Genomic DNA, 13684 nt, shown 5'->3' with positions numbered 1-13684 from the left:
CTGCGCTGAGGAAAGCAACATAGCAATTCTGCGCGAAGCGGGCGCGTCCCATCACCGGCGCCATCGAACATCCGGCGGTGCTTGAACCACTACGCCAGCTCGAACACGAGGGGTTTGAGATGGCCCACCTTCCTGTCGACGACACGGCCAGAGTCGCTCCTGAAGATATTGAGGCTGCAATCCGCTCGGACCTGCGGCTCGTATCATCATGGCCGCCAACAACGAGGTCGGCAAGACTGCTGGGCCGACCTCCGACGCTTTGCGGCTTGAGCCTAATGGTTGACGCAGAGAGAACTGACGCCGAGCAGCTCGTTGATGTGCACGAACTTTTCGTGTTCTTGCGGCGCGCGGTGCCCAGACGCGAGCGTCGTTACCCATGATCGAGCGTTCATCAACAACCTCGCCTACACGCTGTCATTATATTGACCATTTGGACAGATCGATTTACCGCGGCTTTTGAACGCAAGTCGCACAAACGGGGGCGTTTCGCCGAATCTGACTTCTATGACAAGTTTTTCGCCCCTTGCCTGGGTGGATGGCCGATTGACTTCGGCGTTGCGTCAGCGGTTTTCACCGCCTTCGCCGTCATGCGGGCGCAGTTCGCCCCTGGTGCCATACGAAGCGGGTGAGACTGTGGGCGAGGTTGGCCATGCCGATCTTGATCCTGGCCGCGCGATGCCGATCGTGCGCACGAACAGGCCCATCCTGGATTTCTGCTGCGCGAAGACGTGTTGGACGAATGCGCGGGTTTTCGATCTCCGCCCGCGACGTCGCCTCGCTCATGGACCGACCCTTCGGTTTCTTCTGGTGCATGTCAGAGACGTGGCCGTTCTTCTCCAGCCACTCCTCGTTCTTTTTCGAGCGATAGGCCGTGTCTGCCCAGACTGTCGAACGGGTGTTGGCGCGGTTGGCCGCAGAAAACTGATCAAGTCCCAGCCGAAGTAGGGTTCACCCATCGTCGACGAGGCGTTGTTGCGCATCGCCGCCCTCTACAAGATCGAGACAGCGTCCGAGGTTGTGACCACGATCATCGCCGGGCTGTCCGCCAGAACCTGTCCCGCCCGCTGGTGGATGAGTTCTTCACCTGGCTGACAGCTCAGGCCGCGCGCGCCGCGCAAGTCCGACCTCGGCGAGGCCATGGCCTATATGCTGAAACGCCAGGCCGGCTTCCGGCTGTTCGTGGACGACGGCCGCGTCGATATCGACTCCAACCTCGTAAAAAAACGCGATCAGAAGTCCAGCCATGAACCGCCGCAACGCTCTTTTTGCCGGCCATGATGGAGGCGGCCGTAATTGGGGCCGTTTCGCCAGTCCGATCGGCACATGCAAGATGAACCGAGTTGAACCATACGCCTACGTGCGCGATCTCTTCATCAGCCTCGCAAATGGCCACCTCTCCAAAGACATCGACGCCCTCATGCCCTGGGCCCATGCGCAACGGATTAACGCCTCACAATGAGCACGTCCGGGAGTCCCCAACGTGCTCACAGGGGCCATCTGCAGCGCTCGACCTTACTGTCGCAACAAGAAAATCAATGGGGCGGAGACGCCGCATACATCGTAATTGCCGCTGACGAATTTACTCGCCGCAGATCCGCGAGCGCCTCCCGCCCGTCACAATGCCCCAGCGACAACTACACCTCCGATAATTGCCGTTGGCCAGTTACCAGACAACCGACCCCGGTGATACCCAAATCACGCCCCTCGGCGCCGCCCCCCGCAGGCCATCGTAATCGCCGCCGACCGGTCTCCATGATCGCCGCGCTACAGACATCGGAACCCACAGCGCCAAAAGCGCTTCGCTGGGCTCAGCCAGCCGAACGCGGGATGTTGGTGCGGCCGGAATAGACGGCCACCGAACGTGAGTTGGATCAGGCTCCGCGAAGCGGCGCCGTGTCATGTAGTTCCGTGTGCAATGAGGAGATCGACTTTGCTTCAATCGAATCCCCATGTGAACGCCCACCGCATCGTGCTCCAGGGCGAAAGCAAAAAGGCCGCGCCCCTCTTGACCGGCACCGAAAACGGCGAAATCAATCATCCATGAACGCAACAAGGCACCCGCGGACCGTCGCCGCCAAACTATCCTCACATTAGCGAAACCACTGGCCGCGAACTCGATCGGCTGGAACTTGTGCTGGAATAGATCAAGACGATCGAAGCCGCGCGCGATGCCATGCTTGCTGGCGACCGACGAAAGCTACCGCCTATGCGGGTTCTTGCACCGACACCCTGGCTGAGCGGGCCTATCGATCACGACCAGAGGGTCGAAATCCGGCAATTCAAAGACTACGAGCGACGCTGATTCGGATCGCCTGGCTATGGTTGCGCCATCAATCGCACTCGGCGCTCACTTTGTGGTTCCAAGATCGGGTCAGGTGTAATGGCGGCGGCTCAAGAAAAAGAGAATTGTTGCGCTTGCCCGTAAGCTGCTCGTCGCAATGTGGAAATACGTCAATGCGGGCGTGGTCATCGAGGGGTAAGGATGAAAGCCGCCTCTATGGCTGCGTATTCCGATGAAGCCGGCCATCGATTCCGATTTGAAGCCGGCCAGTCATTCCGATTTCATTCCCGCCGGCGTTCCGATTGAAGGCGGCCACTAATCGTGGGTCTGGTTGATGTTTGGATCCGGTTTTGTTTCAGGTCAAGCGTGCGGTGTTTCAGGCGGCGAACGCTGTTTTCTATGCTTTCACCGGTGAGATCGATGCGATAGGCGTTCTGAACGAGGCGATCCAGGATGGCGTCGGCCAAAGTTGGGTCTGCAATAATTTCATACCAGCGATCCAGAGGCACTTGGCTGGTGACGATCGTCGATCGACGCTCGCAGCGGTTTTCGATGATCTCGGGGAGATTGCGCCTTTGGCTGCTCCGGTACGATCATCGCCGGCACGAAACCGCAGACGCCACTTTCGCCAAGCCGACCCCGCGATGCGCCTTGCGCCACGCGGGGTCGAATAGCTCTCCTCGACGACCCGCAGCTTCTCCTCCTCCGACTAGCGGCGTCGGCTAACCAGTGTCAACTATCTCGAGACAAGTGACCTGGCTACAGTCAGTAGCCACCCACAGTCCGTTACAGCTTCCCTTCGCCCGCAAGATGACCGCCTCGACGAGTGCGGTGAAAGTGCCCGCGGGGCATCTGAAAACGCGATGGCTCGGTCCAGGACTTTATATTGGAAAACTGACGGTAACTTGGCTCATGATCGCAGAGCGAAGGACGTAACCGGCTAAGGTTGCGTGAGCACTCACAATAAGGCTGAACAATGAACGAAGCACCGCATCTCACGTTTGATCCCGATACGCCCGGCGTGAGCAGGGGGCATCTTGTTGTCCCGGGAGGTAGCGACCGTGGTGAGCTTTCGCTCCCGGTATTCAGTCTCAATAAAGGAGAGGGACCGCATCTTCTTGTCACCGGCGGAAATCATGGCAATGAATTGGAGGGGCCAATCGTTGCGCGACGGCTTATCAAATGGCTGCCAAAAGAGCAGATCTGTGGAAGGGTCATCGTCCTACCGGTGCTCAATCCGTTGGCCGTTGAGGCCTGGAGCCGCAACACGCCGCTTGATGGGTTGAATCTCAATCGCGTCTTTCCAGGGCGCGCCGACGGGTCAGTAACACAACGAATCGCGGATGCGGTTTCACGCGTATTGTTACCAATGGCCGACACTGTATTTGATCTGCACAGCTTCGGACCAACGTGGGATTTCCCACCGGCGGCCACGACGCACCCCATTGCCGATCCCGATCTTATGGCCAGGACTGTGAGAACGGCGGAAGCGTTTAAATTGCCCTTGACATTGGTCTGGCAACACAACGACACGGCTGGAATGTTCGATATCGAGGCCCAAAATCAGAGCAAAGTATTTGTTTGCGCTGAATTCGGCGGAGGCACGGTCGGCGCGGACAATCTCGCGATCTACGAGGCTGGAGTACGCAACGCGCTCATATCGCTCAGGCTGGTCGAGGGAAAAGCCGAGTATCCAACATTCCGTCAAAGGAAGTCCAGTCAGTCACTGGAGACGCGCCTGTCCGATCAGCTGAAATCGCCCGCTCGGGGCATCTTCGAACCTCGCTGTTCGGTGTTTGATGAAGTGAACCAGGGAGATATCATAGGCGTCCTGCATCCGATCGATTCGCTAACTGCTGAGTCCACCGACATACGCGCGCAGGGGCTATCCATCATCTTGGGCATAGGATCGGGGTCTTATGTCCACGCCAACGAAGTGGTAGCGCTCGTCGCGCGACCGCTTAAACTCTGAGGGTCCGAAGCGCATCCAACCCCTGACTGCATCCGCAGGAAAAGGAGATAAAATGCAGGTGCTGGCCTGCTGCCGGTTTTTCGGACACGCAGTTAAGCTAGCATAGCTTTGTCCTCAAAATCGACGGGGCTCGGATAGCCCAGTGTCGAGTGCCTCCGCCGCGGGTTTTAGAAGCGCTCGATGTAATTGAACACGTCCGCACTGGCGTCAATCCCTCGTCCTGTAGACCGGCGGGCTGTCCGCTCAGTTTTCAGTGACGAGAAGAAGCTCTCCATCGCAGCATTGTCCCAGACGTTGCCCGACCGGCTCATCGAACAGGTGATGCCGTGATCGGCCATCAACCGCTGGAACTGTTCGCTCGTATATTGGGCGGATTCAAGCGGTCATCGCAACAATCATTGTGTCCACTCACGCCAGCAACTCGTCAAGCGCCTCTGCCGGCGTTTTCAGCCAAGGGTTTTTCTCGGTCGGGCATAAAGGGCCGCGGCCACGGCGGCGAGCGGGCATAGACGATCCGTTCCGGAATCTCGGCATGGCCGAGCGTCACGCCGTAGAAGAACCGCAACGCGCACACCGTCTGGTTCAGCGCCGGCCACGAGATCCCGGTCGAGAGCAGATGCACCTGAAAGGCGCGGACATCTTCCATCTTCCAGGCCAAGGCGGTCAGGGGATCGGCCGAAATGGCGGGAAAACTTCGCCACCGCGTGCACGTAGGATCGTTGTGTGGCCGGCGACAGATTGCGGATCGTCATGTCTTCGATCATGCGCCGGCGAAGAGGGCTCAACTCGGCCATCTCAGTGCTCCTGTTCCAAGATTGCGCTTCAACAGCCGCAATCCTTCAAAACAGAAGCCTCAACCGCAAACCGACCCGCCAAATGCCGCGTCAGCGCTTCGTTCAATCCTGAATCCCTTAAATCGCGACACGCTCTAGCACCATGGCGCAGCGCGCAGTCGACCGCAGCCGAATACCTCATAACCGACAAAATGCCGCCCCGGTGACGCTCGTGGCAGCGTCGCGGCCTCAGGGTCGACGGACGCAATGACTCCCATATCATTATCTTCCCTGACCGCTCACACAGCCATCTCAGTCCTAGATGAGACCGATATGCAAATTGCATTTGACGTGGGCGCTGGGCCGCTGTTTTGTTTTGAGATGCTAGGCACCCTTACCAATAGTTTTCGGACAACGAATGCACTGCATTGAGGCTTTGCGGGAGAAAGATTTCGCTCACACCTTGAAGCGCGGCCTGACTCTAACGTTGGTAATCGCCCCAACGGGCAGCATTGCAGAAACCGGCTACGGCTTCAACGACGAAAGGGTGAGCTTAGTTGAGATACGCGGACGGCTCGAGACAAAGGCCGTGATTGCGAAACAGCTTAGGGAGTCCTGCCGGTGGCGGGAACAATGAGGGAGAACAAATAATGAGTTTGTCTATGAACCGCAGACGTTTCCTCCACGGGGCATCCGCTATCGCAGTAGGTGCGATGTCTTGCCAACCCCGCCGCGCTGCGGCCCAATCTGGGGGCGAAGTGATAGCCATGCTCAATGGTGGCGACTACGCAAAGGCCTGTATCGAAGCCTATGCGAAGCCATTCGAAGCCGAGACGGGAATCAAAGTGACCCCGATTACCGAAGAATTTTCCCCCGCCAAGTTGGAGTTGGCGGTGTCGACCAATAACGTTTCGGTCGATGTGCTTCCCATGGGTCCTACGGCCGTCATGCAGAATTCTCAAAAGGGCTATCTCGAAAAAATTGATTACTCAATCTATAAGCCAGACGACTTGGACGCATTGCTCGACCTCGCCAAGGATCCTCACGGTGTGGGGTCAATTGTTTACGCTTTATGCATGACCTACAACACCGAGAAATTCCCGACTGACAAACCGCGGCCGACTACTTGGGCAGAGTTTTGGGACGTCGTAAAATATCCCGGAGTTCGGGCGTTGCAAACCGGCGAGTACCCAGCGACAGGCCCTTGGGAAGAAGCGCTGCTGGCGGACGGTGTGCCTGCGGACGCACTCTATCCTTTGGATATTGATCGGGCTTTCGCGAGCCTGGGCAAGATCAAACCGCATATCCGTAAATGGATGGTTACAGGTTCCGAGAACCAGCAGATGCTGCATGACCGAGCTGTCGACCTGGCGCAGTCCTACGATGGTCGGGCCGTTGCATTGATCGATCAAGGCGCGAAGGTTGAAATCAATCGAAACCAGCAGAGGATGAGCTATGAAAGCTGGACCATTCCCAAGGGTAGTCCGAATCCAAAGAATGCACAGAGGTTTATTGAATTTATGACCCGCGCTGACAGGCAGGCAGCCTTTGTGCAGCTCATGCCTTATGGCCCAACTAACCGAAATGCGTTCAAACTATTACCTGAAAAAGTTGGACGTAAGTTTGCCAGCCATCCCGATTACAGGGCGTCCACCATAATAACGAACTACAATTGGTACAATGAAGTGGGATCGGACGGTCTAACCAACAACGATCGGCTTATCCAGCGTTGGAACGAGTGGATTCTTCAGTGATCCGCTATTAAAGTAGTTGTGAAGGCGGCGAGGAACTAGTTCGTCGCCTTCACGACCCCCTGAATCTCGATAGGCCCGCTTCGCTCAACGCTTTTGCCCTTGGGAAGTTGTACGACTTGCAGACGCGCCCGGAAGTATTAAAAGGATTCTCGTGACTTTGTATCAAAATATTATCCGGCCAATTGCCGAAAAAGAATCATCGGATAACGCGGCTCCGGCGCAGATAGAGTTCCGAGGCGTCACCAAGATGTACGGGGCGGTTTCTGCGGTGAGCGACCTGTCACTTGCTGTCCGTCGCGGCGAGTTCCTGACAATTCTCGGTCCAAGTGGTTCGGGTAAGACCACAGCGCTGATGCTTCTCGCCGGGTTCGTAGCGCCTAGTAAGGGTGACATCCTCATTGCTGGCAAGTCGGTAGTCTCAGTGCCGTCTTACCGGCGCGACCAGGGCATCGTCTTCCAGAGCTATGCGCTGTTTCCGCACCTCACGGTGCGCCGCAATTTGGAATTCCCGCTAGAAATGCGCGGCATCAAGGCCGCCGAGCGGGCAGTATATGTCAATCGAATGCTTGAGCGTGTTCACCTCAAAGATTTCGGCAGCCGTATGCCATCCCAGCTGAGTGGTGGGCAACAGCAGCGTGTAGCGCTTTCGCGAGCTTTGATAGCCGATCCGCCGCTTCTCCTGCTCGACGAGCCGCTTGGCGCTCTAGACCGCAGCCTTCGCGAGCAGATGCAAGGCGAGATTAAAAGCCTGCATCGAGAATTTGGCCAAACAACCGTATGCGTCACGCATGACCAAGAGGAGGCGCTCACGCTATCGGACCGTATCGTCGTCATGCGCGCCGGGCAAATCGAGCAGACCGATACGCCGGAGGCCCTCTATGACCGGCCCGCGACACGATTCGTCGCGAAATTCCTGGGAGAAGCCAACATTCTTGAAACCTCAGCGTTCAAGGTCGAAGCCGATGCGGGCCCACCCTTGGGCACCGTCGCGATGCTCCGGCCGGAGCGTATTTGCGTAGCCGCCCAGGGGGCTCCAAGGCGAGCCGACGCGGACAAGAGACAGTTTGTCACCGGCATCGTCGAAGACATGATCTATGCTGGCCCGTTGCGGAAGTACCATGTGCGTGCCGGGGGCATTGGGCTTATTGTTCGCGAGCACGTTGCTGCGGGCCAACAGATCTTCCGACCTGGCGATGAGGTACGCCTCGACTGGCTGCGATCAGACGTTCGCTTTGTCACGGCGTGAGGTTGTAATGAAGACGCTTCGGGAATTTGGCCGCATGCCCATCGCTCTCACAGGGCCGGCCCTCGCGATCCTGCTGGTTGTCCTCGGTATACCGATCGTTCAACTTTTACTCACCAGCTTTAACGCACCGGCTTTTTCGACTGCCAACTACAAAGCGTTTTTCGGCCAGCAAGCAAATGTTCGCGTTCTCTTTCAAACCATCGAAATTAGTGTGGTAGCCACGGCAATCTCCCTCGTTGTCGGCTATCCCACGGCCTATCTGATCGTGGCCGCCTCGAAACGGCTACGCATTGCCCTCATTGTCTTCATTCTTGTACCCTATCTGACCAGTGGACTGGTGCGGACTTATGCGTGGGTCGTGATTCTTGGAGATCGCGGCCTGATAAACAGTCTGCTGATTGATCACGGGCTCATATCCAGTCCGCTGCTGCTCATCTACAATCGCATGGCCGTCTATATCGGAATGGTGCATATCATGCTGCCTATGATGATCCTGCCTCTGATCAGTGTCATGATGGGCATCGATAAATCGCTGATGGCGGCAGCTCGTAGCATGGGAGCGCGGCCCTCCACCGCTTTCTGGCGCGTTTTCTTTCCGCTCAGCATGCCGGGGGTGCGCAGCGGCTGCCTACTGGTTTTTGTAGTCTGCCTCGGATTCTACATTACGCCGGCTGCCCTTGGCGGGTTGGGAGATGCCATGCTCTCGACGTTCATTGCAGCGCAGGTCCGGAGTTCGTTTAACATGGCGCACGTCGCTACCTCGGCCTTTGTCCTCCTGGCAGTCGCTATAGTCGTGCTCTCCCTGGTGGGGCTGGACCTTTCCGGCACACAGGGCCGCACGACGCAACAGGCCCTCAAGCCCTGGCGCGGTCTCTCTCCTTCACTCGGCGCGATGAAGTGCTATCTCAGTGAGTTTTTTATTTCCTATCGGGCGAAGCGCTGGATGGCACAACTCTACCGCACAGGCGGCAACAGCCGCAGGCCCCAGATAGTCGGCGCAGTGTTTCTCGCACTCGTTATGTGCTACTTACTATTTCCAGAACTGGTCGTCGTCATCATGTCCTTCAGTGGCGGAAGGTATTTGGAATTCCCTCCCTTGAGTTTTTCGCTGCAGTGGTACCGGTCCTTCTTCGCAGATCCGTCCTGGTACGGCGCCGCCTGGATAAGCGTAAAAATCGCCGTTATGGTTGTAATCCTGTCGACCACCACCGGAACGCTTGCCGCTTTCGGGCTTAACCGCACTCTTCCTCGCCTGCGCAGTTTCCTGACCATGGCGATGCTGACGCCGATCACCTTTCCGGTTATCGTCGTCGGCATAGCGACCTATCTCGGGCTGGTCAAACTCGGGCTGCTCGATTCGATGACCGGTACTGTCCTGGCGCATACCCTTGGCGCTATCGGCTATGTCGTCGTAATCGTCTCGGCGTCGCTGGCGAATTTTGACCCGCAGCTGGAGCAGGCAGCCATGAGCATGCGGGCTGGGCCGCTGCAAACCTTCATAAGGGTTACGTTGCCGCTGATTAGGCCGGGCATCATCGCCGGCGCTGTGTTCGCGTTCCTTCACTCCTTTGATGAGGTCGTCATTACATCTTTGGTGGGAGGGATGTCGATGCGCACGCTGCCTCTGAAGATGTGGGAAGATATTCGTCACCAGATCGACCCGACAATTGCCGCAGTAGCGACGCTAGTGACCCTTTTGCCCCTGTTCATGTTAATGATCCTCTTCGTTGCGGGGTGGAGATCAACGCTCGGCCTTCAGCGCGCTCGTCCAGCAGTCAGAGGTGAGTAGCCTCAATTTTTAGGGTGAAGCCAATCTTGGCCATTTAGGCGACCTTATCACAGATCTAGGTCCTTACCTTCCGCGGTGCTTGGTTACACAAAGAAGATGTACTGCTTGTCTTATGACTGTTGCTGCCGAACAGGCGAGAAAGGACCGCAGCGGAGAGGGTAGCCGCCCCCACGTCTGCGATCCGCCAAGACGGCGCAAAAGCCAATCCGCCGCAGCAAGGATCGCCGCCATGCTTTGATTTAGGGCCTATGGGTAGCCGCCCCTCCCTCAGCGGCGAGGGTTAGATCGTTGAACTGCTGACTGTTTGACGGGTCAAGCAAAATATTTGGGTTGTGTGCGTCAAGTTCTGCAAAAAGGGGCGGCCCTGTTGCTGGTCATGCGGCTTGGCGTAGAGCGAGCTTCTTGTGCTCGCGCAGGTCGTCCATGTTGATGTAGCGGTTGGCCTCCATCCAGTTCTCGTTGGTCTCGACGGCCAGTGCCCTGACGAGGCGCAGGCAGCTTTCGGCGTTGGGGAAGATGCGTACGACGGTAAGCGGCAAGGAGACCCCGTCTGGCGTAGGAGATTGTGGGTCGGCTATCTGGATCGCCTGCTGTGAGCCGAAGTGAGCTTCTGTGTCTGCGCCTAGTTCTGAAACCAGAACCTTCCATATGATTGAAGCGGTTGCCGAGCGACTTGAGGGTGCTCCACGGCGACTGCGCCGGCGCTGGTCGAATGAGTTCAAGGCGCAAGAGGTAGCAGAGGCATTGGAGCCGGGCGCAAGCGTATCGGCAATCGCCCACCGGATAGGCATTTCATCCCTCCCAGCTCTTCGTCTGGCGTCATGACGCTCGCAACGATGCCTCCCCGCAGCATTCGGCGGGCGAAGTGGTCTCGGCGCGGGCGGCTGCTCCGGTGATCGAGATTGTCATTGGCGACATTGTCGTACGTGCCGGTTCGGAGGTTGACGGGGCGCACTTGCAGCGGGTGATCCGGGCGGTGCGTTCGGCATGATCCCTTCGGGTGTGAAGGTGTTACTGGCCAGCCATCCGGTCGACTTCCGCAAGGGTCCGGACAGTCTGCTGTCGCTGGTGCGGGATGCGGGCAACGATCCCTTCTTATGCGTCGGGCGAGATTATGTGGCGGAGCCGCCCTGACGCCCGGCAGGGCCGGCCAAAACCCGGCTTGCCTCCGCCACATAATATTTCATGCCTCTCTCATTGGGCGCGGGATTCCCCTGCGCCACAATGCCGGCAGAATGCTCGAGTTCTATTTTTCGTATTGTGGGGTGCTCAAGCGCCTGCGCAGCGGCGCACTCGGTGGCGAGATGGATCGCCTCGCGGAGCATTTGTTCACGCTTGGTTATAAGCGAGCGTCCGCCAAGATTTACCTGAGCCGGATTGCGCGCTTTAGCCAGTTTGCCGCGACGCGCTGTGGTCCGATGCCGATCCATCAGGATGTCGTCGATAGCTATTTGTGGACGTTTACGACGGATTCTCCACGCATTGGAGCAGTGTCGGCGCTGGGACACGCACTGCGAGTGGCTTCGGAACGATTCATTGCTTCCGTTCCCAGTGTAGATGCTGACCCGGATGCTCCGCTTCTGGCTTCCTTTTCGGACTATCTGCGCAGGGTGCGGGGCCTGGAGCCGAAGACCCGCGAAGGCGTTCTTCTGGGCGGCCGCCGCTTTATGGATTGGTTCCGCCATCACCATCCCGGCCAAGACCTCGAGGCGTTGGCGGCTGAGCACGTCCTCGCTGCTGTCGAGCATCGGCTGTCCCTATCGGCGACCTCTGGCACCCGCACGGCAGCGACTTCTCACATCCGAACATTTCTTCGGTTTTTGTGTTGGGCTGGCCACCATGACCAGGATCTCGCCGGCGTCGTCCCAAGGACGCCTCATTGGCGTTTGGCGCATTTGCCACCGCGCCTTGCATGGGATGACGTTCGGCGCGCAATCGATGCGATCGGCGCAACGACGCCGGTCGACATCCGCGATCGAGCCGTCCTGCTGCTACTCGCCACCACGGGCATTCGACGCCATCGTCCGCCCTCTGAGAGGGGTGCTTGGCGAAATGCGGGCGCATGCGTCGATGAGCGACGCCAACTCAGCGTCGGTGAGAATACGCGGAGGCGTAATCGCTCTAGATCTGGGGAAAGCTCTGCGCTCCAAGGCCTCGGTTCGGACGTCATAGACGGCGAGATACTCGTAAAACTGGCGGAGCACGCCGTGGCGAGTGACGCGGCTGTTGGCGGCGCCGCCGAACGACAAGGCGAAATCCAGCGCCATCGTTCGAGTGGCGGGGGCATCGAGCTGAGCGCGCTCAACGTAGCGGACGAAAGCCCGCAACGTGCCGGCTTGCTTGCTGAAGGCGTAGCCGAGGGAGTGGCGCAACTCGATGTACCGCTCGGCCTTCTCGCCGAGGAATCGGGCGAAGGCGGTCATGCGACGGCCGCCGGAGATTGTTGGGTAAAGCCGCTTCTACATCATCCGGGAGTTGGAGATCGGGCGGCGTCATCGGTTCGACCAGAGCACATTTTGCCCCGGCTTTCCTGCCTGTTCAGGCCACTGATTCACTTCGCCGCAGGGTTCACCGGCACGGCGCGAACCCGCTTCCAATCCATTCCATCGATGAGCGCCAGAAGCTGAGCGTGGTTGAGCTGGATCCGATTATGGCCGACCCGCGGCCAGCAAAACTGCGCCTTCTCCAGCCGCTTGGCATAAAGGCACACCCCGGAACCGTCCCACCACACGATCTTCACTCTATCCGCTCGCTTGGCCCGGAAGATGTAAAGCGCGCCGTTATGCGGTTATGTGGCGCGCCACATAACCGTTCTTGGACTAACCCGCTCCGCGACCGCGGAGCGGCAAGAAGGCTGTGCCTCCCCGGCGCGGTCTTGATGGCGTCGTCCGTGGCGCCGGTCATGCATGCAAAAGGAGCTCCAACTGCGCGAGCATGGGATGGCTGCTTGCAGCCCATTCCATCGGACAAAGGAGCTCGTCATGACCCGACTTCGCCAGCGCATGAGCGAGGACATGCAGGTGCGCAACCTCGCGCTCAACACCCAGCTCTCGTATTTGCAACAGGTATCGCTGTTCGCCCGCTATTTCGGCAAGTCGCCGGACCTGCTCGGGCGCGAGGACATTCGAACCTACCAGGTCTACCTGACCAACGAGAAGAAGCTAGCGCCCGGTTCGATCCACACCGCCATCGCGGCGCTGCGCTTTCTCTACAGTGTGACGCTCGAAAGGGACTGGGCGCCTGAAGACGTTCTGCCGCTTCCGAAGAAGCCGCAAAAGCTGCCGATCGTCCTCGGTCCCGAGGAAGTTCTAAAGTTCCTCGGCTGCGTGCTCGACGTCAAACATCACGCGATCCTGACCACGTACTATGCCGCCGGCTTGCGCATCTCGGAGGCGATTCAGCTGAAGCCCACCGACATCGACAGTCAGAGAATGGTCGTCCGTGTCGAGCAGGGCAAAGGCCAAAAGGACCGCTACGTGATGCTGTCGCCCAAGCTCCTGGAGATCCAGCGTAGCTACTGGAAAGTGTACCGGCCAGTGGCCTGGCTCTTCCCCGGCGATCGCGCCGGCCAGCCGATCACCAGGGATGCGGTGGGACATGCCTGCGCGAAAGCGCACGACCTCTCCGGCTTGTCCAAACCGGTCACGCCGCACAGCTTACGGCACGCCTTTGCCGTCCACCTGTTGGAGGCCGGCGCCGACGTGCGCACCATTCAACTGCTGCTCGGTCACAGGAGCCTCGCGACCACCGCCCATTATCTGCGGATTGCCGCCAACAAGGTGTGCGCCACGTCGAGCCCCTTCGAGCTCTTGCCGCGTCCGGCGCCCAGCTTGCCGCCTCCCGCCAAGCCGCAATACTTCTGAGCTCGC

Annotated in this window: 8 protein-coding genes and 8 pseudogenes; 8 read left to right on the top strand and 8 right to left on the bottom strand. The window is 58.6% G+C overall.

Annotated elements, in window-relative coordinates:
• Positions 1–585: 585 nt before the first annotated feature.
• A pseudogene (locus RFM52_RS21065) lies at positions 586–909 on the bottom strand (IS5/IS1182 family transposase); the annotation flags it as partial.
• Between RFM52_RS21065 and RFM52_RS21060 the strand changes: the two are divergent.
• Positions 904–1459: pseudogene (locus tag RFM52_RS21060) on the top strand (IS66 family transposase); the annotation flags it as partial. The pseudogenes RFM52_RS21065 and RFM52_RS21060 sit on opposite strands and share 6 nt — an antisense overlap.
• Before the next feature lie 603 nt (positions 1460–2062).
• Positions 2063–2480, top strand: a pseudogene (locus tag RFM52_RS21055) (transposase); the annotation flags it as partial.
• A gap of 82 nt (positions 2481–2562) precedes the next feature.
• Here RFM52_RS21055 and RFM52_RS21050 read toward each other — a convergent pair.
• A pseudogene (locus RFM52_RS21050) lies at positions 2563–2859 on the bottom strand (ATP-binding protein); the annotation flags it as partial.
• A gap of 398 nt (positions 2860–3257) precedes the next feature.
• On the opposite strand from RFM52_RS21050, the gene RFM52_RS21045 reads away from it, so the two are divergent.
• A complete protein-coding gene (locus tag RFM52_RS21045; protein WP_320297911.1) occupies positions 3258–4253 on the top strand; it encodes a succinylglutamate desuccinylase/aspartoacylase family protein in 996 nt (331 codons plus the stop codon).
• Positions 4254–4345: 92 nt separating this feature from the next.
• On the opposite strand, the pseudogene RFM52_RS21040 reads toward RFM52_RS21045, so the two are convergent.
• Positions 4346–4630 (bottom strand): annotated as a pseudogene (locus tag RFM52_RS21040) (integrase core domain-containing protein); the annotation flags it as partial.
• Between the two features lie 116 nt (positions 4631–4746).
• Positions 4747–5047, bottom strand: a pseudogene (locus tag RFM52_RS21035) (site-specific integrase); the annotation flags it as partial.
• A 641-nt stretch (positions 5048–5688) separates the two neighbouring features.
• Here RFM52_RS21035 and RFM52_RS21030 point away from each other — a divergent pair.
• From RFM52_RS21030 to RFM52_RS21020, 3 genes are all read left to right on the top strand, one after another.
• Positions 5689–6780 carry an ABC transporter substrate-binding protein gene (locus RFM52_RS21030; protein WP_320297910.1) on the top strand — a complete coding sequence of 364 codons (1092 nt, stop codon included), beginning with the start codon at positions 5689–5691 and terminating at the stop codon, positions 6778–6780.
• Between the two features lie 247 nt (positions 6781–7027).
• Positions 7028–8026 (top strand): ABC transporter ATP-binding protein, encoded by a 999-nt coding sequence (locus RFM52_RS21025; protein ID WP_320297929.1) that lies wholly within the window; start codon positions 7028–7030, stop codon positions 8024–8026.
• Positions 8027–8033: 7 nt separating this feature from the next.
• A complete protein-coding gene (locus RFM52_RS21020) occupies positions 8034–9815 on the top strand; it encodes an ABC transporter permease subunit (protein WP_320297909.1) in 1782 nt (593 codons plus the stop codon).
• Between the two features lie 374 nt (positions 9816–10189).
• On the opposite strand, the pseudogene RFM52_RS21015 reads toward RFM52_RS21020, so the two are convergent.
• Positions 10190–10342 (bottom strand): annotated as a pseudogene (locus RFM52_RS21015) (transposase); the annotation flags it as partial.
• Between the two features lie 121 nt (positions 10343–10463).
• Here RFM52_RS21015 and RFM52_RS32835 point away from each other — a divergent pair.
• Positions 10464–10640, top strand: coding sequence for a transposase (locus tag RFM52_RS32835; protein WP_430699291.1), 177 nt, complete (start codon positions 10464–10466; stop codon positions 10638–10640).
• A gap of 287 nt (positions 10641–10927) precedes the next feature.
• Here RFM52_RS32835 and RFM52_RS21010 read toward each other — a convergent pair whose 3' ends face one another.
• From RFM52_RS21010 to tnpB, 3 genes and pseudogenes are all read right to left on the bottom strand, one after another.
• Positions 10928–11563, bottom strand: coding sequence for a hypothetical protein (locus tag RFM52_RS21010; protein WP_320297908.1), 636 nt, complete (start codon positions 11561–11563; stop codon positions 10928–10930).
• 243 nt (positions 11564–11806) lie between these two features.
• Entirely contained in the window at positions 11807–12238 is a 432-nt protein-coding gene (locus RFM52_RS21005; protein WP_320297907.1) for a hypothetical protein, read from the bottom strand.
• 128 nt (positions 12239–12366) lie between these two features.
• A pseudogene (gene tnpB, locus RFM52_RS21000) lies at positions 12367–12591 on the bottom strand (IS66 family insertion sequence element accessory protein TnpB); the annotation flags it as partial.
• A 205-nt stretch (positions 12592–12796) separates the two neighbouring features.
• On the opposite strand from tnpB, the gene RFM52_RS20995 reads away from it, so the two are divergent.
• Complete coding sequence (locus tag RFM52_RS20995; protein ID WP_320297928.1) at positions 12797–13678, top strand: tyrosine-type recombinase/integrase; 882 nt, start codon at positions 12797–12799, stop codon at positions 13676–13678.
• Positions 13679–13684: the final 6 nt, after the last annotated feature.

The organism is Mesorhizobium humile (genome assembly GCF_033977215.1).
In the GTDB taxonomy this organism is placed as follows: Bacteria; Pseudomonadota; Alphaproteobacteria; order Rhizobiales; family Rhizobiaceae; genus Mesorhizobium; species Mesorhizobium humile.
Note: the sequence above shows the minus strand (reverse complement) of the source record. Positions and strands in the feature narration are given on the sequence as shown.

Excerpts from the sequence above, each read along its gene's own strand:
- RFM52_RS21045 (WP_320297911.1), top strand. The coding sequence starts at position 3,258 with ATGAACGAAGCACCGCATCTCACGTTTGATCCCGATACGCCCGGCGTG.
- RFM52_RS21030 (WP_320297910.1), top strand. The coding sequence starts at position 5,689 with ATGAACCGCAGACGTTTCCTCCACGGGGCATCCGCTATCGCAGTAGGT.
- RFM52_RS21025 (WP_320297929.1), top strand. The coding sequence starts at position 7,028 with ATGTACGGGGCGGTTTCTGCGGTGAGCGACCTGTCACTTGCTGTCCGT.
- RFM52_RS21020 (WP_320297909.1), top strand. The coding sequence starts at position 8,034 with ATGAAGACGCTTCGGGAATTTGGCCGCATGCCCATCGCTCTCACAGGG.
- RFM52_RS32835 (WP_430699291.1), top strand. The coding sequence starts at position 10,464 with ATGATTGAAGCGGTTGCCGAGCGACTTGAGGGTGCTCCACGGCGACTG.
- RFM52_RS21010 (WP_320297908.1), bottom strand. The coding sequence starts at position 11,563 with ATGCTCGACAGCAGCGAGGACGTGCTCAGCCGCCAACGCCTCGAGGTC.
- RFM52_RS21005 (WP_320297907.1), bottom strand. The coding sequence starts at position 12,238 with ATGACCGCCTTCGCCCGATTCCTCGGCGAGAAGGCCGAGCGGTACATC.
- RFM52_RS20995 (WP_320297928.1), top strand. The coding sequence starts at position 12,797 with ATGACCCGACTTCGCCAGCGCATGAGCGAGGACATGCAGGTGCGCAAC.